This window comes from Streptomyces sp. NPDC058758 (assembly GCF_042746075.1).
Lineage (GTDB): Bacteria > Actinomycetota > Actinomycetes > Streptomycetales > Streptomycetaceae > Streptomyces.
In genome coordinates this window covers 203,743-225,087 of record NZ_JBHYPS010000002.1, presented here as the reverse complement: position 1 = coordinate 225,087, position 21,345 = coordinate 203,743, and the positions used below count along the sequence as shown (strand labels likewise).

Sequence of the window (21,345 nt, the reverse complement as noted above, 5' to 3'; positions counted from 1 at the left end):
GCGTACGCGCCTGCCCGAGGAGTAGTCGTTCGATGAGCGAGCACCGTCGCAGGATGCCGTCGCAGGAGCCGCCGACGGGCGGCCGCGCGGCGGCACGACGCGCCGCCCAGCAGCCGACCGGCCGCAGGTCGGCCCCGGCCCATGACCCCGGTACGGGGACGCCTCCGTACGGATCGCCGGCCCCTTACGGGTCCTCCGATGCGTACGGGTCGTCCGGTTCCTACGGGTCCCCCTCCTCCCACGGGGAGGAGGCACGTCCGTACGGCGGCCGCGCGGAGGCCCGCCGGGCCGCCCAGCGGGGCGGCCGCCGCCGCGCGCCCGCGGCCGGCCCCGGCGGACCGAACGGCCCCGGCGGCGGTGGCCGCCGCGGCGGAGGCGGTGGCGGAGGGGGCGGTCGCGGCGGAGCCCCGGGCGGTCGTCCGCCCGGCAAGAAGCGCATGATCGACTACCCGCGGTTCGGCAAGCACGGCTGGCGCCGCTGGATGCCGTCGTGGAAGCTCGTCACGGGCACGTTCCTGGTCTTCTTCGCGCTCCTCATGGGCGGCTCGGTCATCGCGTACTCGAAGGTGACCATTCCCAACGTGGCCGACGCGGCGACCTCCCAGAACAACATCTATTACTGGAAAGACGGCTCGCGCATGGTCGCGACCGGCGCCGGCCAGAACCGCCAGATCATCGGCATCGAGCAGATCCCGAAGGTCATGCAGGAAGCCGTGGTCTCGGCCGAGAACAAGACCTTCTGGGACGACTGGGGCGTCGACCCCATGGGCATCGGCCGCGCCGTGTGGAACATGGCGAAGGGCGGCGAGACCCAGGGCGGCTCGACCATCACCCAGCAGTACGTGAAGAACGGCCTGCTCAACGACCAGACGCAGTCCCTGTCCCGGAAGGTGAAGGAACTCTTCATCTCCATCAAGGTCGGCAACGAGGTCGAGAAGCCCGAGATCATGGCGGGCTACCTCAACACCGCCTACTACGGCCGCAACGCCTACGGCATCCAGGCCGCCGCCCGCGCGTACTTCGACAAGGACGCCAAGGACCTGAACGCCTCCGAGTCGGCCGTCCTCGCCTCCGTGCTGAAGGGCGCCACCTACTTCGACCCGGCCGGCTACCCCGAGGTCGACCCGAACGCCACCCCCCAGAAGAACCTGGAGCGGCTCACCATCCGCTGGTCCTGGATCCTCGACGAGATGGTCAAGGACGGGAAGATCCCGGCGGCGGAGCGGGCGAAGTACACGACCCTGCCGAAGATCCAGAAGCCGAAGCAGGACGCGCAGCTCGGTGGCCAGATCGGCTACCTGGTCGCCACCGCGAAGGCCAACTTCCGCAGCAAGTACGACATCAGCGAAGAGGCCCTGAACCTCGGCGGCTACGAGATCCACACCACCTTCGACAAGAAGAAGGTGGACGCGATGTCCGAGTCGGTCAAGAAGATCTACGACGAGTACATCGACGAGAAGAAGCGTCCGGAGGACGACACCCACGTCGAGTTCGGCGGCGCCTCCGTCGATGTCAAGACCGGTGCCATCGTCGCGCTCTACGGCGGCCAGGACGCCACCAAGCACTACACCAACAACGCCGACACCACCGGCGCCCAGGTCGGCTCGACCTTCAAGCCCTTCGTGCTCGCCGCCGCGATGCAGGACGGCGTCCGCGACCCGGAGGGACCATCGGAGCAGGGCCCTTCCACGCGTACCCTCGTCGACCCCGACAAGAGCCGCTACAACGGCAAGGACGACCTCAAGGTCCGCAAGTACAACGGCGAGATCTGGCACAACGAGAAGGGAGAGGAGTGGAAGCAGAACAACGAGGGCAACCAGAGCTACGGCAACATCAGCCTGCGCCGCGCGATGATCGTCTCCGCCAACTCCCCCTTCGTGCAGCTCGGCATGGACGTCGGCATCGACAAGGTGCGTGAGGCGGCCGTCACCGCCGGGCTGCGCCCCGACTCCCTGGTGAAGGGCGAGGTCCCCTCCTTCTCCCTCGGCATCTCCAGCCCGAGCGCGATCCGCATGGCCGGCGCCTACTCCACCTTCGCCAACGAGGGCGTGCGCAACGAGCCCTACTCGGTCACCAAGGTGGTCAAGGGCGGCAAGGTCATCTTCAAGCACGAGGCCGCTTCCAAGCAGGCGTTCTCCTCGGCCATCTCCTCCAACGTCACCGACGTGCTCCGCAGCGTCGTCGAGGACAAGGACGGCACCGGCAACAACGCGGCCATCCCCGGCCGCGACGTGGCCGGCAAGACCGGTACCACCGACGACAACATGTCGGCCTGGTTCGTCGGCTACACCCCGCAGCTCTCGACGGCGATCGACATGTACCGCTTCGACGACGACGAGACCAAGGAAGGCCGCGAGTTCCTGGAGATGTACGGAACGGGTGGCCAGAAGGCGATCCACGGTTCGTCCTTCCCGTCCCGCATCTGGAACGACTACATGACGGACGCCGTCGCGGACCTGCCCGTCGAGAAGTTCCCCAAGCCGGAGAAGCTCGCGGATGCCAAGGCGGTCTTCGGCGGTGGCGCCACGCCCAGCCCGACGGCCACCCCGACGCCGACCGAGACGGCGACGCCGACCGAGACGGCCACCACCGCTCCGACGACGACTCCCCCGGCGACGCCCACCGACGCGGGCCGTCCGACCACCAAGGAGCCGAAGCCCGGCAAGACCACCTGCAACATCTGGGACTGGAACTGCAACAGCACGGGCGGCGGCGACGGCGGCAACACCGGCCAGCCGACCGATCCCACGCCGACCGACACGAACACGTCGCCACCGCCGACCACGACGCAGCCCGGAGGCCCCGGGAACGGCAACAACAACGGTGGCAACGGCGGCGAGCCGACCGACGGAGCCACCGGAAGCGGCAGCCTCTTCGACTGAGGTGGCCGGGGCCCGGCCCGTGAGGGCGGGACCCCGGCGCCGCGAGGGCCGTCGCGGCCGCTCCGTACAGCACGTACGGGGCGGACCGCGGCGGCCCTCCGCGTTTCACGTGAAACACGATGCTCCGGCGCCGGTTTCCGTCCCGGCCGCGGCCGGATTCCCAGGGGCGTACGGCAGGATGTCCCCCATGCCGAGCCTGAAGAAGACGAACGGCCCCCTCGACGGTCCCGAGGGCGACCGGTCCCGGGCCGACGGGGACGCGCCCCACGGGCCCCCGGCCGACGGGTCCGCGGCGCCGGACGGAGACCGTGGGGAAACGCCCTCGGCCGTCGCCCCCGTCGTCGCCCCGACCCGGCGGGACGAGGTGGCCGCCGCCGGCAGCGAGCTCATCGGCGGGCGCTACGGCCGCCGCGCCCTGCCCGGCAGCGGGCCCGCGGGCGGCCAGTTCACCCCGGTGCGGGTGATCGCCCTTGTGGCCATCGGCATGTTCGCCCTCGGCATGGTGCAGAAGCTCCCCTGCTACAACTGGGCCTGGTTCCGCGGCACCACCTCCCAGTACACCCACGCCTGCTACTCGGACATCCCGCACCTCTTCGCCGGGCGCGGCTTCTCCGAGGGCCTGGTGCCCTACTTCGACCGGCTCGCCGGCGACATACCGTTCCTGGAGTACCCCGTCCTGACGGGGCTCTTCATGGAGGTCGCGGCCTGGCTGACGCCCGACGGCTCGCTCCAGGAGCAGGGCCAGGCGTACTGGCTGGTCAACGCGGGCCTGCTGATGGTCTGCGCGGCCTTCCTGGCGGTCTGTGTGGCCCGGACGCACCGCCGCCGGCCCTGGGACGGCCTGCTGGTCGCCCTGGCGCCCTCCGTGGCCCTCACCGCCACCATCAACTGGGACCTGCTGGCCGTGGCCCTCACCGCCGCAGCGATCCTGATGTGGTCCCGCACCCGGCCGCTCGCCGCCGGCATCCTGCTCGGCCTCGCCGTCGCCGCCAAGTTCTACCCGGTGCTGCTCCTGTGGCCGCTGCTGCTGCTCTGCCTGCGGGCCGGGAGGATGCGCGCCTTCGGCAGCGCGCTGCTCGGCGCGGTCGGCTCCTGGCTCGTGGTGAACCTGCCGGTGATGCTCCTCGCGCCCGAGGGCTGGAAGCAGTTCTACCTGTTCAGCCGCGACCGGAACGTGGACTTCGGCTCGGTCTGGCTGCTCGTCAGCCAGCGCGGCGGCCAGACCATCCCGCCCGAGCGGGCCAACCTGTACGCGCTGCTGCTCCTGCTGCTGGCCGCGGGCGGGCTCGCCTGGCTGGCCCTCACCGCGCCCCGCCGGCCCCGGCTGGCCCAGCTGGCGTTTCTGATGGTCGCCGCGTTCGTCCTCACCAACAAGGTCTACTCGCCGCAGTACGTGCTGTGGCTGGTGCCGCTCGCCGCGCTCGCCCGGCCGCGCTGGCGCGACTTCCTCGTCTGGCAGTCCTGCGAGGTCCTGTACTACCTCGGGATCTGGATGTACCTCGCCTTCACCGGCAGCGGCAGCAAGCAGGGACTGCCGCTGGACGGCTACCACTTCGCGATCGTGCTGCACCTGCTGGGCACGCTGTACCTGTGCGCCGTGGTCGTACGGGACATCCTGGCGCCCGAGAAGGACCCGGTCCGCAAGGACGGCTCCGACGACCCCGCGGGAGGCGTCCTGGACGGCGCGCGGGACGTCTTCGTGGTGGGCAGGGCGGCCCGGCCGGCCCGGCACGCGGCCCCCGCGCCCGAGACCGGCGCGCAGGAGCTCCTCGTGACATGGGGAACCCCCGGGGCCGAGGGCTCCCGGGGGTGATCCCGCCGGTGTGACGGGGCGAAGCGGCGTACGGCCGGCTCGGCGCCTCGGCGCGCCGCGTCAGCGCTCGACGAGCCGGTCGAACTGGGTCGTGGTGTGCCGCAGGTGCGCCACCAGCTCGTCGCCGACCTGCGGCTCCTGGGCGTCGGCCGGCACGAAGAGGATCGACACCTGCATGTGCGGCGGCTCGGCGAACCAGCGCTGCTTGCCCGCCCAGACGAACGGCGACAGGTTCCGGTTGACCGTGGCCAGGCCGGCCCGGGCCACGCCCTTGGCGCGCGGCATCACGCCGTGCATCGCCTTCGGCGCCTCCAGGCCCACGCCGTGCGAGGTGCCGCCGGCGACGACGACCAGCCAGCCGTCCGAGGCGGCCTTCTGCTGGCGGTAACCGAAGCGGTCGCCCTTGGCGACCCGGGTGACGTCCAGGACCGAACCGCGGTACTCGGTGGCCTCGTGGTCGCCCAGCCAGAGCCGGGTGCCGATGCGGGCGCGGAAACGGGTCTGCGGGAACTGCTGCTGGAGCCGGGCCTGCTCCTCGGCCCGCAGGTGGCTCACGAACATGGTGTGCAGCGGCAGCCGGGCGGCGCGCAGCCGGTCCATCCAGGCGATGACCTCCTCGACGGCGTCCGTGCCGTCCGGGCGGTCCAGCGGCAGGTGCAGGGCGAAGCCCTCCAGGCGCACGTCCTCGATCGCGGACGCCAGCAGCCCGAGCTCCTCCTCGCGGACGCCGTGCCGCTTCATCGAGCTCATCACCTCGATGACGACGCGGGCGCCGACCAGGGCGTGCACGCCGTCCACCGAGGAGACGGAGCGGACGACCCGGTCGGGCAGCGGCACCGGCTCCTCGCCCCGCCGGAAAGGGGTGAGGACCAGCAGGTCGCCGCCGAACCAGTCCTTGATCCTCGCGGCCTCGTACGTGGTCCCCACCGCGAGCATGTCGGCGCCGAAGCGGGCCGCCTCCTCGGCGAGCCGTTCGTGGCCGAAGCCGTAGCCGTTGCCCTTGCAGACCGGGATCAGACCGGGGAACTGGTCGATCACGGTCTTCTGGTGCGCCCGCCAGCGAGCGGTGTCGACGTAGAGGGAGAGCGCCATGGCCGGCCCGGAACCTTTCTGATGGCTGCGGTGGGGGGTTTCGCAGGTGTGTACGAGACTCGTGGAACTACGAGGTTACGCAAGCCCCGCGCGGAGCGTCAGCGACGCGACATGTAGATGTCGAGCGCCTTGTGCAGGAGCTTGTTCAGCGGGAAGTCCCACTCGCCGACGTACTCGACGGCCTCGCCGCCGGTGCCGACCTTGAACTGGATGAGGCCGAAGAGGTGGTCGGTCTCGTCGAGCGAGTCCGAGATGCCGCGCAGGTCGTAGACGGTCGCGCCCATCGCGTACGCGTCGCGCAGCATCCGCCACTGCATGGCGTTGGAGGGCCTGACCTCGCGCCCGATGTTGTCGGAGGCGCCGTACGAGTACCAGACGTGGCCGCCGACGACGAGCATGGTCGCCGCGGAGAGGTTCACGCCGTTGTGGCGGGCGAAGTAGAGCCGCATCCGGTTGGGGTCCTCGTTGTTGAGGACGGTCCACATGCGCTGGAAGTACGAGAGCGGGCGCGGCCGGAACTTGTCGCGGACGGCGGTGATCTCGTACAGGCGCTGCCACTCGGCGAGGTCCTCGTAGCCGCCCTGGACGACCTCGACGCCGGCCTTCTCGGCCTTCTTGATGTTGCGGCGCCACAGCTGGTTGAAGCCCTTGAGGACGTCGTCGAGGGAGCGGTTGGCCAGCGGGACCTGGAAGACGTAGCGGGGCTGCACGTCGCCGAAGCCGGCGCCGCCGTCCTCGGCCTGCTGCCAGCCCATCCTCCGGAGCCGGTCGGCGACCTCGAAGGCCTGCGGCACGACCTCGGTGGCCTGCACGTCCTTGAGGCGCTTCACGTCCGGGTCCTGGATGCCGGACTTGATCGCGGCCGCGTCCCAGCGGCGGATGACGACCGGCGGGCCCATCTTCACGGAGAAGGCGCCCTGCTGCTTGAGGTGGGCCAGCATGGGCTGGAGCCACTCGTCGAGGTTCGGGGCGTGCCAGTTGATGACCGGGCCCTCGGGGAGGTAGGCCAGGTAGCGCTTGAGCTTGGGGAGCTGCCGGTAGAGCACCAGGCCGACGCCGACGAGCTCGCCGCTCTTGTCGAACCAGCCGAGGTTCTCCGAGCGCCACTCGGTCTTCACGTCCGCCCACGCCGGGACCTGGCAGTGGCTCGCGCCGGGCAGGGTCTGGATGTACGCCAGATGCTGCTCTCGGCTGATGGTCCTCAGGGTCAGGCTCATGCGGGGCGCTCCTCGGCAGGTGTGTCCCCATCGGTCAGGGGCTCCGGCTCTCGCGCCGAAGCCTACTGCGACCGGGGAGCGCCCCGAAGGGCCGCGTGGGCCCTGACGTGCCCGGCGTCAGTTGATCACGCCGGTGAAGAGCCCTCCGTGGGCCATGCCGAGGTAGAAGCCCACGGCCGAGGCGCCGAGTCCGATGATCAGGAAGAAGCGTTCGCGGGTGGTGACGGAGATGAACTGTCCGTAGGCACCGGTCAGGATGCCGATCAGGCCCGTCCAGGAGCTGAGCAGGTGCAGGCTGTGGAACTGCGCCGTGACGAAGGACAGGATGCCGAGCACCAGGGTCACCGCGAGCAGGGTGTCCTGGAGGGGGTGCGGCTTGCCGTCCGTCGCGAAGAGGGAGTGGCCGGGGTCGGGTCGCATTGCCTGTGCCATGGGGCACCTCCTGGCGTGCCGTGCCGAGGGCGGCGCATCCTAGCGCCGCCGACGTCCGATGTGTACAGATTGCGTCCCCTCCCCACCGGATTTCAACCGCAAGGCGATGTGCGGGTACTCTGTACGGTCTGCGCCGGTGTCTGCCCTGGTTACTCCAGGACCTGGTTCCCCAGGGCCGTCGACACACCCCGCTCGTCGGGGCTCGTTGTCAGTGGTGGCCGATACCGTCGCTCACGCATCACGACCCTCCTGCCACGGAACGACCGTGGCCGCTGAGTCCAAAGGAGGTGGGTTCCACATGCGTCACTACGAGGTGATGGTCATCCTCGACCCCGATCTCGAGGAGCGCGCTGTCTCCCCGCTGATCGAGAACTTCCTCTCCGTCGTCCGTGAGGGCAACGGAAAGGTCGAGAAGGTCGACACCTGGGGCCGTCGTCGTCTCGCCTACGAGATCAAGAAGAAGCCCGAGGGCATCTACTCGGTCATCGACCTGCAGGCCGAGCCTGCGGTCGTCAAGGAGCTCGACCGCCAGATGAACCTGAACGAGTCGGTCCTCCGGACCAAGGTCCTCCGCCCCGAGACCCACTGAGCTTCCGCTCAGAGGTAATCGGGTCCGAGTAGCAGCAAGCAGCCAGAAGCAATCCCGCCGAGAGGTTCACCCATGGCAGGCGAGACCGTCATCACGGTCGTCGGCAATCTCGTCGACGACCCCGAGCTGCGCTTCACCCCGTCCGGTGCGGCGGTCGCGAAGTTCCGCGTCGCGTCCACTCCCCGCACCTTCGACCGTCAGACCAACGAGTGGAAGGACGGCGAGAGCCTCTTCCTGACCTGCTCGGTCTGGCGTCAGGCGGCGGAGAACGTCGCCGAGTCCCTTCAGCGCGGCATGCGCGTCGTCGTGCAGGGCCGGCTCAAGCAGCGGTCCTACGAGGACAACCAGGGCGTCAAGCGCACGGTCTTCGAGCTGGACGTCGAAGAAGTCGGTCCCAGCCTGCGCAACGCCACGGCCAAGGTCACCAAGACCACCGGCCGCGGTGGTCAGGGTGGCGGCGGCGGTTTCGGCGGCGGCGGTGGCGGCCAGCAGGGTGGCGGCGGCTGGGGCGGAAACTCCGGCGGCGGCCAGCAGGGCGGCGGCGGAGCTCCCTCCGACGACCCCTGGGCCACCGGCGGCTCCTCCGGCGGCCAGCAGGCCGGCGGCGGTGGCGGCTGGGGTGGCAACTCCGGCGGCGGCTACTCGGACGAGCCCCCCTTCTAGGGCTCCCCTTCCGGTTTTCCGGAAGAGACCCGGAAGTGGCTCGTACCCCACACTTCTTGATCACACAGGAGAAACACCATGGCGAAGCCGCCTGTGCGCAAGCCTAAGAAGAAGGTCTGCGCGTTCTGCAAGGACAAGACCGCGTACGTGGACTACAAGGACACGAACATGCTGCGGAAGTTCATTTCCGACCGCGGCAAGATCCGTGCCCGCCGCGTGACCGGCAACTGCACGCAGCACCAGCGTGACGTCGCCACGGCCGTCAAGAACAGCCGTGAGATGGCGCTGCTGCCCTACACGTCCACCGCGCGATAAGGGAAGGGTGACCGAAAAATGAAGATCATCCTCACCCAGGAAGTCTCCGGCCTCGGTGCGGCCGGCGACGTCGTCGAGGTCAAGGACGGCTACGCTCGCAACTACCTGGTCCCGCGTGGTTTCGCGATCCGCTGGACCAAGGGTGGCGAGAAGGACGTGGCGCAGATCCGCCGCGCCCGCAAGATCCACGAGATCGCGACCATCGAGCAGGCCAACGAGGTCAAGGCCAAGCTCGAGGGCACGAAGGTGCGCCTGGCCGTTCGCTCCGGCGACGCCGGCCGTCTCTTCGGCTCCGTGACCCCGGCCGACGTCGCCACGGCGATCAAGTCCGCCGGTGGCCCCGAGGTCGACAAGCGTCGCGTCGAGCTCGGTTCGCCGATCAAGACCCTGGGCTCGCACCAGGTGCTCGTGCGTCTGCACCCCGAGGTCGCCGCGAAGCTCGGCATCGAGGTCGTTGCCGCGTAACGCTGCTCTCTCAGCAGTTCTGCGTCCGCGCAGAAGGAAGGGCCGCTCCCCTCGCGGGGGGCGGCCCTTCCGCCGTTTCACGTGGAACGTTCCCTGGAGACGGATGCGGTGTTCCACGTGAAACGGCGGATACGGTCAGCGAGTGGCGCCCGTGACGATCCAGCGGCCGGAGCGCATCCGGAACCAGAGCGTGCCCAGCCGCACCACCATCATCAGCGTCATCGCCCACCAGAGGGCGGTCAGCCCACCGCCGAGCACCGGTACGAGCAGCGCGACGGGAGCGAAGACCGCAAGCGTGAGGAGCATCGCCCAAGCGAGGTAGGGGCCGTCGCCCGCGCCCATCAGGACGCCGTCGAGGACGAACACGACCCCGGAGACGGGCTGGGAGACCGCCACGACGAGCAGGGCCGGCAGCAGGGTGGACTGGACGGCCGGATCGCTGGTGAAGAGCGGGATGAAGAGCGGGCGGGCCAGGACGAGCAGCAGGCCGAGGACCGCCCCGGAGACCACGCCCCACAGGACCATGCGGCGGCAGACCTGGCGGGCGCCCTCGGCGTCGTCGGCACCCAGGTAGCGGCCGATGATGGCCTGGCCGGCGATGGCGATGGCGTCCAGGGCGAAAGCCATCAGGTTCCACAGGGAGAGGATGATCTGGTGGGACGCGACCTCCGTGTCGCCCAGGCGGGCGGCGACGGCGGTGGCGATCATCAGGGCGGCCCGCAGCGAGAGCGTACGGACCAGGAGCGGGACGCCGGCCTGTGCGCTGGCCCGGATGCCGGACGCGTCGGGCCGGAGCGAGGCCCCGTGACGGCGGGCGCCCCGGACGACCACGACGAGGTACGCCGCGGCCATGCCGCACTGGGCGATGACGGTGCCCCAGGCGGAGCCCGCGATGCCGAGCCCGGCGCCGTAGACCAGGCCGACGTTGAGGGCGCCGTTGACCGCGAAGCCGCCGACGGCCACGTAGAGCGGGGTGCGGGTGTCCTGGAGGCCCCGCAGGACACCGGTGGCGGCCAGGACGATCAGCATCGCGGGGATGCCCAGGAGGGAGATCCGCAGATACGTGGTGGCGTAGGGGGCGGCGGTGTCGGAGGCGCCGAATGCCTCTACCAGCCAGGGGGCCGTGGGCAGGGTGACCGCGACGACGGCGATGCCCAGGAGGAGGGCCAGCCAGATGCCGTCAATGCCTTGCCGGAGGGCGGCGGCCAGATCGCCCGAGCCGACCCGCCGGGCGACGGCGGCCGTGGTGGCGTAGGCGAGGAAGACGAAGACGCTGACCGCGGTGGAGAGCAGCGCTCCGGCGATGGCGAGGCCCGCGAGCTGAGGTGTGCCGAGGTGGCCCACGATGGCGCTGTCCACCATGAGGAAGAGCGGTTCGGCGACGAGTGCGCCGAAGGCCGGCAACGCGAGGGAGAGGATCTCGCGGTCGTGTCGGCGCAGCGCGGCCTTGGAGCTCGTGGGGGCCTGGGTCATGAGGTCAATCTAATCGTCCACAGGTAAGAGATACAATGCATCTGTGATCCTTACTTTTGGGGGGAGCGGGGCTTCGGGTGTGGGCTGTTTGTTCTGATCGTGGGTCCAGGAGAAAAGTTTTTCTCCCCCACAGCCCGTGGATGGGAAAGGTGCAGGTCAGAGCTGCAAAGTGGAGGGGCCTATGAGTTTGTCCACATGACTGTCCCCCGGTCCGTGCACAGGATCCGGCGGCTTATCCACAGCATCTGGCCCTTCATACACAGAGCCTGTGGATAACCAGATTGGCGGATGCCCCTCGCGGGCCTACCGTGGACCGGCGCCCGACGCGCCAGAAGCGGACGCAAAGCCACTCTTTGATCAAGGCCGTGGCGTAAGAAGGAGTGGCGCGGCGAGGTCCGCGGAGCGGACGGGAAGAGGTGGCGGGTGAGCGTTCCCGAGCCCATGGACGACCCCTGGGCCGACGGCGGACCGAGCGACCGGCTGCCCGTCCGCACCCGGGGCGAGGGGCGCGGCGAAGGCCGTGGCGAGGGCCGCGGACGCGGCCGGGGCCGCGACGAGCAGCACGAGCGCGGCAGCGACGGCCCCTGGGACGGCGGACTCTCCGGCTTCGAGCGGGTTCCTCCGCAGGACCTCGACGCCGAACAGTCCGTGCTCGGCGGCATGCTCCTCTCCAAGGACGCCATCGCCGACGTCGTGGAGATCATCAAGGGCCACGACTTCTACAAGCCCGCGCACGAGACGGTCTTCGGCGCGATCCTCGACCTCTACGCCAAGGGCGAGCCCGCCGACCCCATCACCGTCGGCGCCGAACTCACCAAGCGCGGCGAGATCAACCGCGTGGGCGGCGCCTCCTACCTGCACACCCTCGTCCAGTCGGTACCGACCGCGGCGAACGCCTCGTACTACGCGGAGATCGTCCACGAGCGGGCCGTGCTGCGGCGGCTCGTGGAGGCCGGAACCAAGATCACGCAGATGGGTTACGCGGCGGACGGCGACGTCGACGAGATCGTGAACTCGGCCCAGGCGGAGATCTACAAGGTCACCGAGCAGCGGACCACCGAGGACTACCTGCCGCTCGGCGACATCATGGAGGGCGCGCTCGACGAGATCGAGGCGATCGGCTCCCGCAGCGGCGAGATGACCGGTGTGCCCACCGGCTTCAGCGACCTCGACTCGCTCACCAACGGACTCCACCCCGGCCAGATGATCATCATCGCGGCCCGTCCCGCCATGGGTAAGTCCACCCTCGCGCTGGACTTCGCCCGGGCCGCGTCGATCAAGAACAACCTGCCCAGCGTCATCTTCTCCCTCGAAATGGGCCGCAACGAGATCGCGATGCGCCTGCTGTCGGCGGAGGCGCGAGTCGCCCTGCACCACATGCGCTCCGGCACGATGACCGACGAGGACTGGACCCGGCTCGCCCGCCGCATGCCGGACGTCTCCCAGGCGCCCCTCTACATCGACGACTCCCCGAACCTGTCGATGATGGAGATCCGGGCCAAGTGCCGCCGGCTCAAGCAGCGCAATGGCCTCAAGCTCGTGATCATCGACTACCTCCAGCTGATGCAGTCCGGCGGTTCCAAGCGGCAGGAGAGCCGTCAGCAGGAGGTCTCCGACATGTCGCGAAACCTCAAGCTCCTCGCCAAGGAGCTGGAGCTCCCGGTGATCGCGCTCTCCCAGCTGAACCGTGGTCCCGAGCAGCGCACCGACAAGAAGCCCATGGTCTCCGACCTGCGCGAGTCCGGCTCGATCGAGCAGGACGCCGACATGGTCATCCTGCTCCACCGCGAGGACGCCTACGAGAAGGAGTCCCCGCGCGCCGGCGAGGCCGACATCATCGTCGGCAAGCACCGAAACGGCCCCACGGCCACTATCACCGTGGCCTTCCAGGGCCACTACTCGCGCTTCGTGGACATGGCACAAACCTGATCGTGCCGGGGCGGGACGCCGGGGCATGATCGGTCGCATGACCTCAGCCTTCGAAGCCCTGTTGCCCACCACCGAGCGTTCCCTGCTGCACCGTGTGGCCCGCGCCCAGAGCGAGGGGCGCGCGCCCTCGTTCGTGGGTGCCGTGGCCCGCGGGGGAGCGATGGTCTGGAGCGGTTCCCGCAGCTGCGTCGACGGGCACGCCCCGGACGCGGACACGCAGTACCGGATCGGTTCGATCACCAAGGTGTTCACCGCCGTCCTCGTCCTGCGGCTCCGGGACGAGGGACTGCTCGGCCTCGACGACCCGCTGGAGAAGCACCTGCCGGGTACGGGCGTCGGCGAGGTCACCGTCGCCCAGTTGCTCGGCCACACCGCGGGGCTGGCGGCGGAGACCCCCTCGCCCTGGTGGGAGCGGACGCCGGGCGCGACGCGGCCCGAGCTCGCCGACGTGCTGGGGGAGACGCCCGTCCTTCACCCGGCGGGCCGCAGTTTCCACTACTCCAACCCCGGTTACACCCTGCTCGGCGCGCTGGTCGAGGCGGTGCGCGGGGTTTCCTGGGAGGAGGCGCTGCGTGCCGAGATCCTGGAGCCGCTGGGCATGGACCGGACGACGGGGGAGCCGGTCGCCCCGCATGCCGGGGGCTGGGCGGTGCACCCCTGGGCCGACGTGATGCTGCCCGAGCCCGCGGAGGACCTGGGGGTGATGGGTGCGGCAGGCCGGCTGTGGTCGACCGCCGCCGACCTCTGTCGCTTCGGCTCCTTCCTCGTGGAGGGCGACGACCGCGTGCTGAGCGCCTCCTCCGTCGCCGAGATGCGGGTCCCCGTCGGTCCGCCCGCCGTCGGGGACCCGCTGATGGGATACGGCCTCGGCCTCCAGGTGGCGCACAAGGAGGGCGGCACGCTCATCGGTCACGGGGGCTCGTTGCCCGGCTTCGTCGCGGGACTCTGGGTGGACGTCGAGGAGGGCCTGGTCGGCGTGGCCCTCGCCAACGCGACGAGCGGCCCGCTGACCGGGGCCGTGGCCACCGATCTCGTACGGATCGTGGCCGAGGCCGAGCCGCGGTTCCCCGAGCCGTGGCGGCCGCTGCCCGCGTCCGAGGTCGATCAGGAGCTCCTGGCGCTGACCGGGCCCTGGTACTGGGGCACGTACGCCTTCGGGCTGAGGCTCGGCGCGGAGCGCGGGGTGGTGCTGGAGCCGCTGCGGGGGGCCGGCCGCCGTGCCCGCTTCCGGGCGCTGCCGGAGGGCGGCTGGATCGGCCTGGACGGCTACTACGCGGGGGAGACGCTGCGCGTGGTGCACCGTCCCGACGGCAGCGTGAGCCACCTCGACCTCGGCTCCTTCGTCTTCACCCGGGAGCCGTACGAGCCCGGTGACGCGGTTCCGGGCGGGGTGGACGGGGAGGGCTGGCGCGGGCTGTGACCTGCTGAGTCCGATGGGGAGGGGCTCTGTTTCACGTGAAACAGAGCCCCTCCGCGGCGGTGTCAGAGGGCCCGCTTGAACCCCACGTGGCTGGCCTCGAAGCCGAGCCGCTCGTAGAAGCGGTGGGCGTCGGTGCGGGTGGCGTCGGAGGTGAGCTGGACCAGCGCGCACTCCAGGCGCCGGGACTCCTCGACGGCCCATTCGATGAGTAGGGTGCCCAGACCGCCGCCCCGTTCGTCGGAGTGGATCCGCACCCCCTCGATGATCGAGCGGGTGGCGCCGCGCCGGGAGAGCCCGGGGACGATCGTCAGCTGGAGGGTGCCGACGACCCGACCCGTGCGCGTGGCGACGACGAGGTGCTGGTTCGGGTCGTCCGCGAGACGGGCGAAGGCGGCGAGGTACGGCGTCGGGTCGTCCGGGGACTCCCGCTGGGCACCGAGGGGGTCGTCGGCGAGCATCGCGACGATCGCGGGCACGTCCTCGGCGGTGGCGGGACGGATCTCAAGATCGCTCATGCCCGCAGCGTACGGGGCGGCCCGGCCGTCAGACGGTGACGGCGGTGACGGTCTCGCCTTCGAGGACCTGGACCAGGGGCGCGAGGTCGGGGTTCTTCCCGGCCTCGTCCAGGGCCTCGCGCAGGGCGCGGTCGTTGGTGGGGCGGGCCTCCGCCAGGAGCTTCTGGCCGGCCTCGGTGACATCGGTGTAGATGCCGCGCCGGTCGGTCGCGCAGAGGTAGCGGGTGAGCAGGCCCCGGTCCTCCAGGCGCGTGACCAGACGGGTGGTGGCGCTCTGGCTGAGCACCACGGCGTCGGCGACCTGCTTCATCTGGAGGTGCCCGCCCGGGCCGTCGTGCTGTCGGCTGAGGACATCGAGGAGCGAGTACTCGCGGGCACTCAGGCCGTGGCCGGACTCCAGGGCACGCTCGATGTGGGACTCGATCCGGCCGTGCAGCAGGGAGAGGGCGCACCAGCGCTGTGCGAGTGCGGTGAGGGCGGGGTCCGTCGCGGTCATGGTCTCTCCTCGTCCCTCTCCTGGCCGGTGGGCTGCTCGGAATCCAGGGTAGACGATGGAACGCAATAGTGCGCGTGTGCAAGTATCACGGTCATCGTCCCGTCCCCGGGCGCGGCCCCGGGGCGCGGTTCCGCGGCGTCAGCCCGCCGCGACGGTCAGCGGGGCGAAACGCCGGTCGGCGTCGCCGGGCAGGTCCGGGAGGGATCGGATCATCACCGCGTTGGTGATGATCGTGTCCAGGCCGTTCTCCTTCAGCCAGCTCAGCAGCCCGGTGTGGCGTACGTCGACGTCGGTGCGGAGCGGACGGTCCGTGACGGCCGCCAGCGAGGCCACCAGCGCCTGGGCGGTGGCGGTGTCGCGGGCGATCAGGGGGCCGACGACATGGGTGTCCATGTTGGGCCAGGCGGCGGCGAAGCCGGTGATCGCGTCGCCGTCGACGGCGACGCGCAGGTGGTCGGCGAAGGCCGGGAGCCGGGTGATGAGCGGGGTGCGGTCGAGCCCGAAGATCTCCCGGTCGAGGCGGAGGATCTCCTGGAGGTCCTCGGCGGTGGCCGCGCGGACCGTGACCGGCGGGGCGGGCACGGCGGCGGAGAAGTGCCCCTTCACCATCTCGGCGCGGCCGATCTCGGTGAAGCCGAGCCCTTCGTAGAGCGGCTGCCCGTTCGCCGTGGCGTAGAGGGTCAGCGGGGTCTCCCCGGCCTCCTCCAGGACGTACCGCATCAGCCGGCGCCCCACGCCCCGGCGGGCGTAGCGCTCGGCGACGAGGACCATGCCGATGGCCGCGAGCTCGGAGCCGTAGGAGGTGACCACGCAGCAGGCGAGCAGACCGTCGCCGTCCGGGTCGTCGATGCCGTACCCGGTGCCCGCGGTGAGCAGCAGGCCCCACTTGTGTTCCTCGCGGAGCCAGCCGCGGTTCTCGGAGAGGTCGGCGCAGGCCAGGAGGTCGGTGGCGTCGAGGCGCCGGACGGGGAGCTGGGCGAGGGCGGTGGGGGAGATCGGCATGACGGCCAGGTTCTCCGACCCGGTGATCGGTCGTCCAGGGGTTTTCCGGTGATGTTTCACGTGAAACGCACGCCCGCGCCGAAAGAGTGGAGCCTAGTCCGCAACCCGGCCCTTTGGCCCGAGAACGCCGCTTTCCGCCCGGAGCCCGGCGGGCAGCCGCCATGCTGCGAGCACGGAAGCCGGCTGCGTGAGGCGAGGCACATGATGGATGGTCCGACCAGCACGACGGGCGGGACGGGGGCCCGAATATCAGAGCCCTCCCCCGATGCGGTGCTCGTCCGCCGCACCCTGGAGGAGATCGCCCCGGTCGCCGACAAGGTGACCTCGTACTTCTACGCCCTGCTCTTCGTCCGGACCCCGGCCCTGCGGGAGCTGTTCCCCGCCGCGATGGACACCCAGCGGGACCGCCTGCTGAAGGCGCTGCTCACGGTCGCCGAGCGGATGGACGACGCCGTCTTCCTCGGCGAGTACCTGGGCCATCTCGGCCGGGGGCACCGGAAGTACGGCGTCGAGGCGGCCCATTACCCGGCGGTCGGCGAGGCGCTGATCGGCGCGCTCACCCGGTACGCGGAGCGGAGCTGGGACGCGGAGACCGAGGGGGCCTGGGTGCGGGCGTACACGGCGATCTCGCAGATCATGATCGACGCGGCTGCCCAGGACGAGGCGAAGGCCCCCGCCTGGTGGCAGGCGGAGGTGGTCTCGCACGATCTGCGGACCCCCGACATCGCCGTGCTCACGCTCCGGCCGGACGCTCCCTATCCCTTCCTCGCCGGGCAGTTCACGACCCTGGAGACGCCGTGGTGGCCGCGCGTCTGGCGGCACTACTCCTTCGCCTCGGCGCCTCGCCCCGACGGGCTGCTCACCCTCCACGTGAAGGCCGTTCCGGCCGGCTGGGTCTCCCGGGCGCTGGTCCACAGGGCCCGGCCCGGGGACGTGCTCCGGCTGGGCCCGCCGGCCGGTTCCATGACGGTCGACCACGCCACCGACACCGGGCTGCTCTGCCTGGGCGGCGGCACGGGCATCGCCCCGATCAAGGCACTGGTGGAGGACGTCGCCGAACACGGCGACCGTCGGCAGGTCGACGTGTTCTACGGGGCCCGCAGCGGCCACGACCTCTACGACGTGGACACCCTGCTGCGGCTTCAGAAGACCTTCCCGTGGCTGGCCGTCCACACCGTGACCGAGGCGCAGGGGCCGCTGCCGGAGGCGGTGCGCGAGGCGGGCCCCTGGACCGGGCGCGACGCCTACCTCTCGGGCCCGCTCGGCATGGTCCGGCAGGGCGTCGACGTGCTCCGCGGCTCGGGAGTCCCCCACGAGCGGATCCGCCACGACTTCCTGGCGGAACTCGCCGCGGTGGGGGCCGGGTCAGCCGAGGTCGGGAGCGTGCATGGCGCGGACGCCCTCGATGTTCCCGTCGAGGTAGTGGCGCAGTGAGAGCGGCACCAGATGGACGGCGGCGATCCCGACGCGGCTGAAGGGCACCCGTACGATCTCGTACTCGCCGATCGGTTCGTCGACCTCCGGGCCGTGGCGCAGCCCCGGGTCCATCGACTCCAGCCGGCAGACGAAGAAGTGCTGGACCTTCACGCCGGAGACCCCGCCGTCGACGATGTGCTCGACGGTGTCGACGAAGCAGGGGACCACGTCGACGATCTTGGCGCCGAGTTCCTCGTGCACCTCGCGGTGCAGGGCCTCGACGACGGTGGAGTCGGAGGGCTCGACGCCGCCGCCGGGCGTCAGCCAGTAGGGATCCATCCCCGGTTTGGTGCGCTTGATGAGGATGAGGTCGTTTCCGTCGAGCAGGATGGCGCGTGCGGTGCGCTTGATCACGGGCCGTTCGGTCATGGGAAGAAAATGGCCCGTTCCCGCCGGGCTGAAACTCATCGCTCCCCCGCGGCACGGAACCGGCCCGTCGCACGGGACGCGCCCGTGCGACGGGCCGGTTCCGGAGCTGCCTACCCGCTTCCGGAGGAGCCGCCCCGCCGGGATCCGCTAGCCGGTCGCCTTCCGTGAGGCGTCGAGGGCGCGCAGCACGTCGGCGATCAGGTCCTCCGGGTCCTCCGCGCCGACCGAGAAGCGGACGAAGCCCTCCGGGACGGCGTCCCCGCCCCAGCGTCCGCGCCGCTCCGCCGAGGAGCGCACCCCGCCGAAGCTGGTGGCGTCGTCGACCAGGCGCAGCTCGTCCAGGAAGCGCTCGGCGCGGGCGCGGTCGGCGAGTTCGAAGGAGATCACCGAGCCGAAGCGGCGCATCTGCCGCGCGGCGAGCGCGTGCGAGGGGTCGTCGGGGAGCCCGGGGTGGCGCAGCCCGGTCACGTCGGGGTGGTCGGCGAGGACCCGGGCGAGCTCCAGGGCGGTGGCGCACTGGCGGTCGATCCGCAGCTGGAGGGTGGCCAGGGAGCGATGGGCGAGCCAGGCCTCCATGGGGCCGGGGATCGCGCCGACGATCTTGCGCCAGCGTCGTACCTCCGCGGCCCGCCGGGGGTCGCGGCAGCTGACGTGGCCGAGCAGCACGTCGCCGTGGCCGGTCATGCCCTTGGTGTCGCTGGCCACCGAGAAGTCCGCGCCCAGTTCCAGCGGTCGCTGGCCGAGCGGGGTGGCGAGGGTGTTGTCGACGGCGACGAGCGCCCCGCCGGCGTGCGCCTCGCGGACCAGCCGGCGGATGTCGCAGACGTCGAGCCCGGGGTTGGACGGGGTCTCGATCCACAGCAGCCTGGCGCCGTCGAGCACGTCGAGCTGGGCGTCCCCGCCGGTCGGGGCGGTGCGCACCTCGATCCCGTACGCGCGCAGCTGTTCGTGGAGGAGCGGCAGGGCCTGGTAGCCGTCGGCCGGCATGACGACGGCGTCGCCGGCGGAGAGCTGGGAGAGGAGCACGGCGGAGATCGCGGCCATGCCGGAGGCGAAGACCACGGTCTCGACGCCGGCCTCCCCGGGCGCCTCCAGGGTGCTGACGGCCCGTTCCAGATGGGTCCAGGTCGGGTTCTCGTCGCGGCCGTAGGTGTACGGGCCGGTGGGCTCGCCCGGCAGGTGGAAGTGGGCGGCGAAGACCGGCCCCGGCAAGGTCGGTTCGTGCTTCACGGGCTCGGGCAGTCCGGCCCGCACGGCGAGGGTCCCGTCGCCGGGACCCCCGTCGGGGTGGCGCTGTTCCTGAGGGCTCACGGTCTCACGGGGTCCTTTCCTCGATCTCGTCCCCCGAAGTGCCGGCCCGGAGGCCGGCGCGGACCGCGGCGAGGAGTCCCTCGCTCGCGGCCTCGGTCATCTGCAGGCATTCCTCGAAGCCCTCGTGTCCGCCGTAGTACGGGTCGGGGACGTCGAGCGCGTCCCCCGCGGCGGGGTCGTACGAGCGGAGCAGCCGGATCTTCGCGGCCTCGTCGGGGGTGCGGGCGAGGCGGCGGAGCTCCCGGACGTGCCCCTCGTCGAGCGCGACCACCAGGTCGAGGGCGGGGAACCAGGAGGCGCGGAACTGCCGGGCGGTGTGGGCGGAGGTGTAGCCGTGCTCCTCCAGGACGGCGACGGTGCGGGGATCCGCCCCGTCGCCCTCGTGCCATCCGCCGGTTCCCGCGCTGTCCACCTCGACCGCTCCGCCGAGGCCGGCCTCCTCCACGCGCGCGCGGAAGACGTGCTCGGCCATCGGGGAGCGGCAGATGTTGCCGGTGCAGACGAAGCAGACGCGGTAGGTCATGGGTGCGCTCAGTCGCCGTCGGGGAGCAGGACGTTGAGAGCCCAGGAGACGACGGAGATGATCAGGCCGCCGAGCACGGCGGTCCAGAAGCCGTCCACGTGGAAGCTGAGGTCGAACTGGCCGGCCAGCCACGAGGTGAGCAGCAGCATCAGGGCGTTGACCACCAGGGTGATCAGGCCGAGGGTGAGGATGAAGAGCGGCAGCGTCAGCAGCTTCACGATCGGCTTGACCAGGAAGTTGACGAGGCCGAAGACGAGGGCGACGAGCAGCAGGGTGACGATCGCCTTGCCGGTGCTCGCGTCGTCACCGGTCAGGGTGATGCCTTCGAGGAGCCAGATGGCGACTCCTAGGGCGCCCGCGTTGGCGAGCGTCTTGACTACGAAATTCTTCATGTGTCTGATCGTGGCAGAGACGATCGGGCAAAGGGCAGGGGCGAACGGCAGTGAAGGCATTCCGGCTGGACGAACTCGAGGCGGAGCGCCTCGCCAACGAGGGGGCGTACCTCCAGTTCCTGAGCGAACGGAACATGTCGGTGGGGCTGTACGCGCTCGACGCGGGCGCGCTGGACCCGCAGTCGCCGCACGCTCAGGACGAGGTGTACTTCGTGGTGTCCGGGCGGGCGGCGATCACCGTCGGGGAGGAGACGACGCAGGTGGCGCGGGGCAGCGTGGTCTACGTGCCGGCCGGTGTGCCGCACCGCTTCCACCACATCAGCGAGGACCTGCGGGTCCTGGTGGTCTTCTCCCCGCCGGAGGCGTGACGGGCCCCGGGCCTTCCGGTCTTTCGTCCGGGTTATCGGGGGCCGGATCCCCTGGTTCCCCTAGGGGGCGGGTCAGGGGAGAGCCCGGGCTTCCGGGGCCCCGTCGGGACGGGCTCCCCGCCTAGCCTTGAGGTGTCGGGGACGGAGGGTTCCGGACGGGCTTCGTGAGCGAAGGAGAGAGCCATGGCCGTACAGGAGATTCTCGCGGGGCTGCCGTGGTGGGTGAAGTGGATCGCGATACCCGCCCTGGTCCTGCTCGTCTTCGGCGGGGTCATCACCAGCGTCCTCGCCTTCGTCGTCGGCCTGCTGTTCAAGGTGCTGCTGTTCGTCGCGCTCGTGGCCGGACTCATCTACGCCGTACGGAAGTTCGGCACGCCGTCGAAGTCGGACCGCGACTGGTAGCACAAGCTACTCATCGGTATTCGGCCTCTGTCGGGCGTTAGCCCGGCAGAGGGAACGCGCTGGTGGAAACGGGGTGGGGGGTGAGGACAAGCCACTAGAGTGGCAAATCTCCGCCGAGTCGGGGGCTACGGGCGTAGATCTCCGGCAGACCAGCGGTTCCCCGCTCGTCCCTTGAGGGGTCCGTTCCACGGGCCCCATCGG

At 70.9% G+C, this 21,345-nt stretch carries 22 protein-coding genes; 11 read left to right on the top strand and 11 right to left on the bottom strand.

Annotated features, from left to right (window positions below; genetic code table 11):
* Window positions 1–32 precede the first annotated feature (32 nt).
* Both ACFW6A_RS03880 and ACFW6A_RS03875 read left to right on the top strand, forming a co-directional pair.
* The gene (locus tag ACFW6A_RS03880) at window positions 33–2,882 is read left to right on the top strand and encodes a transglycosylase domain-containing protein (protein WP_386638507.1); all 2,850 of its coding nucleotides are present in this window, start codon (window positions 33–35) and stop codon (window positions 2,880–2,882) included.
* A 178-nt stretch (window positions 2,883–3,060) separates the two neighbouring features.
* Window positions 3,061–4,695, top strand: a complete 1,635-nt coding sequence (locus ACFW6A_RS03875) for a glycosyltransferase family 87 protein (protein WP_386638504.1) — start codon at window positions 3,061–3,063, stop codon at window positions 4,693–4,695.
* A gap of 60 nt (window positions 4,696–4,755) precedes the next feature.
* Here ACFW6A_RS03875 and ACFW6A_RS03870 read toward each other — a convergent pair whose 3' ends face one another.
* From ACFW6A_RS03870 to ACFW6A_RS03860, 3 genes are all read right to left on the bottom strand, one after another.
* Window positions 4,756–5,787, bottom strand: coding sequence for an alanine racemase (locus ACFW6A_RS03870; protein WP_351853459.1), 1,032 nt, complete (start codon window positions 5,785–5,787; stop codon window positions 4,756–4,758).
* A gap of 98 nt (window positions 5,788–5,885) precedes the next feature.
* Window positions 5,886–7,004 carry a peptidoglycan bridge formation glycyltransferase FemA/FemB family protein gene (locus tag ACFW6A_RS03865; RefSeq protein ID WP_351853456.1) on the bottom strand — a complete coding sequence of 373 codons (1,119 nt, stop codon included), beginning with the start codon at window positions 7,002–7,004 and terminating at the stop codon, window positions 5,886–5,888.
* 117 nt (window positions 7,005–7,121) lie between these two features.
* On the bottom strand, window positions 7,122–7,436 hold the full coding sequence (locus tag ACFW6A_RS03860; protein ID WP_351853454.1) for a hypothetical protein: 315 nt from the start codon (window positions 7,434–7,436) through the stop codon (window positions 7,122–7,124).
* A gap of 298 nt (window positions 7,437–7,734) precedes the next feature.
* Here ACFW6A_RS03860 and rpsF point away from each other — a divergent pair, with 298 nt between their 5' ends.
* From rpsF to rplI, 4 genes are all read left to right on the top strand, one after another.
* Complete coding sequence (gene rpsF / locus ACFW6A_RS03855; protein WP_004950685.1) at window positions 7,735–8,025, top strand: 30S ribosomal protein S6; 291 nt, start codon at window positions 7,735–7,737, stop codon at window positions 8,023–8,025.
* Between the two features lie 72 nt (window positions 8,026–8,097).
* Window positions 8,098–8,688, top strand: a complete 591-nt coding sequence (locus ACFW6A_RS03850) for a single-stranded DNA-binding protein (RefSeq protein WP_386638501.1) — start codon at window positions 8,098–8,100, stop codon at window positions 8,686–8,688.
* 78 nt (window positions 8,689–8,766) lie between these two features.
* On the top strand, window positions 8,767–9,003 hold the full coding sequence (gene rpsR / locus ACFW6A_RS03845; RefSeq protein WP_005315025.1) for a 30S ribosomal protein S18: 237 nt from the start codon (window positions 8,767–8,769) through the stop codon (window positions 9,001–9,003).
* 18 nt (window positions 9,004–9,021) lie between these two features.
* Window positions 9,022–9,468, top strand: coding sequence for a 50S ribosomal protein L9 (gene rplI / locus ACFW6A_RS03840; protein WP_030493790.1), 447 nt, complete (start codon window positions 9,022–9,024; stop codon window positions 9,466–9,468).
* A 135-nt stretch (window positions 9,469–9,603) separates the two neighbouring features.
* On the opposite strand, the gene ACFW6A_RS03835 is transcribed toward rplI, so the two are convergent.
* Complete coding sequence (locus ACFW6A_RS03835; protein ID WP_351853448.1) at window positions 9,604–10,941, bottom strand: MATE family efflux transporter; 1,338 nt, start codon at window positions 10,939–10,941, stop codon at window positions 9,604–9,606.
* Window positions 10,942–11,364: 423 nt separating this feature from the next.
* On the opposite strand from ACFW6A_RS03835, the gene dnaB reads away from it, so the two are divergent.
* Window positions 11,365–12,870: a replicative DNA helicase gene (gene dnaB / locus ACFW6A_RS03830; RefSeq protein ID WP_351842842.1), complete on the top strand. Its 1,506-nt coding sequence runs from the start codon at window positions 11,365–11,367 to the stop codon at window positions 12,868–12,870.
* 37 nt (window positions 12,871–12,907) lie between these two features.
* Window positions 12,908–14,290: a serine hydrolase domain-containing protein gene (locus ACFW6A_RS03825; RefSeq protein WP_351842840.1), complete on the top strand. Its 1,383-nt coding sequence runs from the start codon at window positions 12,908–12,910 to the stop codon at window positions 14,288–14,290.
* Window positions 14,291–14,352: 62 nt separating this feature from the next.
* Here ACFW6A_RS03825 and ACFW6A_RS03820 read toward each other — a convergent pair whose 3' ends face one another.
* From ACFW6A_RS03820 to ACFW6A_RS03810, 3 genes are all read right to left on the bottom strand, one after another.
* The gene (locus ACFW6A_RS03820) at window positions 14,353–14,805 is read right to left on the bottom strand and encodes a GNAT family N-acetyltransferase (protein WP_351842838.1); all 453 of its coding nucleotides are present in this window, start codon (window positions 14,803–14,805) and stop codon (window positions 14,353–14,355) included.
* A 28-nt stretch (window positions 14,806–14,833) separates the two neighbouring features.
* The gene (locus ACFW6A_RS03815) at window positions 14,834–15,301 is read right to left on the bottom strand and encodes a MarR family transcriptional regulator (RefSeq protein WP_351842837.1); all 468 of its coding nucleotides are present in this window, start codon (window positions 15,299–15,301) and stop codon (window positions 14,834–14,836) included.
* 138 nt (window positions 15,302–15,439) lie between these two features.
* Window positions 15,440–16,303: a GNAT family N-acetyltransferase gene (locus ACFW6A_RS03810; RefSeq protein ID WP_351842836.1), complete on the bottom strand. Its 864-nt coding sequence runs from the start codon at window positions 16,301–16,303 to the stop codon at window positions 15,440–15,442.
* Between the two features lie 201 nt (window positions 16,304–16,504).
* Between ACFW6A_RS03810 and ACFW6A_RS03805 the strand changes: the two genes are divergently transcribed.
* Window positions 16,505–17,737, top strand: coding sequence for a globin domain-containing protein (locus tag ACFW6A_RS03805; protein ID WP_386480983.1), 1,233 nt, complete (start codon window positions 16,505–16,507; stop codon window positions 17,735–17,737).
* Here ACFW6A_RS03805 and ACFW6A_RS03800 read toward each other — a convergent pair.
* The 4 genes from ACFW6A_RS03800 to ACFW6A_RS03785 all read right to left on the bottom strand — a co-directional run bounded on the left by ACFW6A_RS03800 (window position 17,669) and on the right by ACFW6A_RS03785 (window position 20,374).
* Complete coding sequence (locus tag ACFW6A_RS03800; RefSeq protein ID WP_351842834.1) at window positions 17,669–18,148, bottom strand: NUDIX hydrolase; 480 nt, start codon at window positions 18,146–18,148, stop codon at window positions 17,669–17,671. The genes ACFW6A_RS03805 and ACFW6A_RS03800 overlap by 69 nt on opposite strands.
* 147 nt (window positions 18,149–18,295) lie before the next feature.
* A complete protein-coding gene (locus ACFW6A_RS03795; RefSeq protein WP_386638497.1) occupies window positions 18,296–19,459 on the bottom strand; it encodes a cystathionine gamma-lyase in 1,164 nt (387 codons plus the stop codon).
* 4 nt (window positions 19,460–19,463) lie between these two features.
* On the bottom strand, window positions 19,464–19,982 hold the full coding sequence (locus ACFW6A_RS03790; RefSeq protein WP_351842830.1) for a low molecular weight protein-tyrosine-phosphatase: 519 nt from the start codon (window positions 19,980–19,982) through the stop codon (window positions 19,464–19,466).
* Between the two features lie 8 nt (window positions 19,983–19,990).
* Entirely contained in the window at window positions 19,991–20,374 is a 384-nt protein-coding gene (locus ACFW6A_RS03785) for a phage holin family protein (protein ID WP_351842828.1), read from the bottom strand.
* 50 nt (window positions 20,375–20,424) lie between these two features.
* Here ACFW6A_RS03785 and ACFW6A_RS03780 point away from each other — a divergent pair, with 50 nt between their 5' ends.
* Both ACFW6A_RS03780 and ACFW6A_RS03775 read left to right on the top strand, forming a co-directional pair.
* Window positions 20,425–20,742, top strand: a complete 318-nt coding sequence (locus tag ACFW6A_RS03780; protein WP_351842826.1) for a cupin domain-containing protein — start codon at window positions 20,425–20,427, stop codon at window positions 20,740–20,742.
* 183 nt (window positions 20,743–20,925) lie between these two features.
* Window positions 20,926–21,144 carry a DUF5326 family protein gene (locus ACFW6A_RS03775; RefSeq protein ID WP_351842824.1) on the top strand — a complete coding sequence of 73 codons (219 nt, stop codon included), beginning with the start codon at window positions 20,926–20,928 and terminating at the stop codon, window positions 21,142–21,144.
* Window positions 21,145–21,345: the final 201 nt, after the last annotated feature.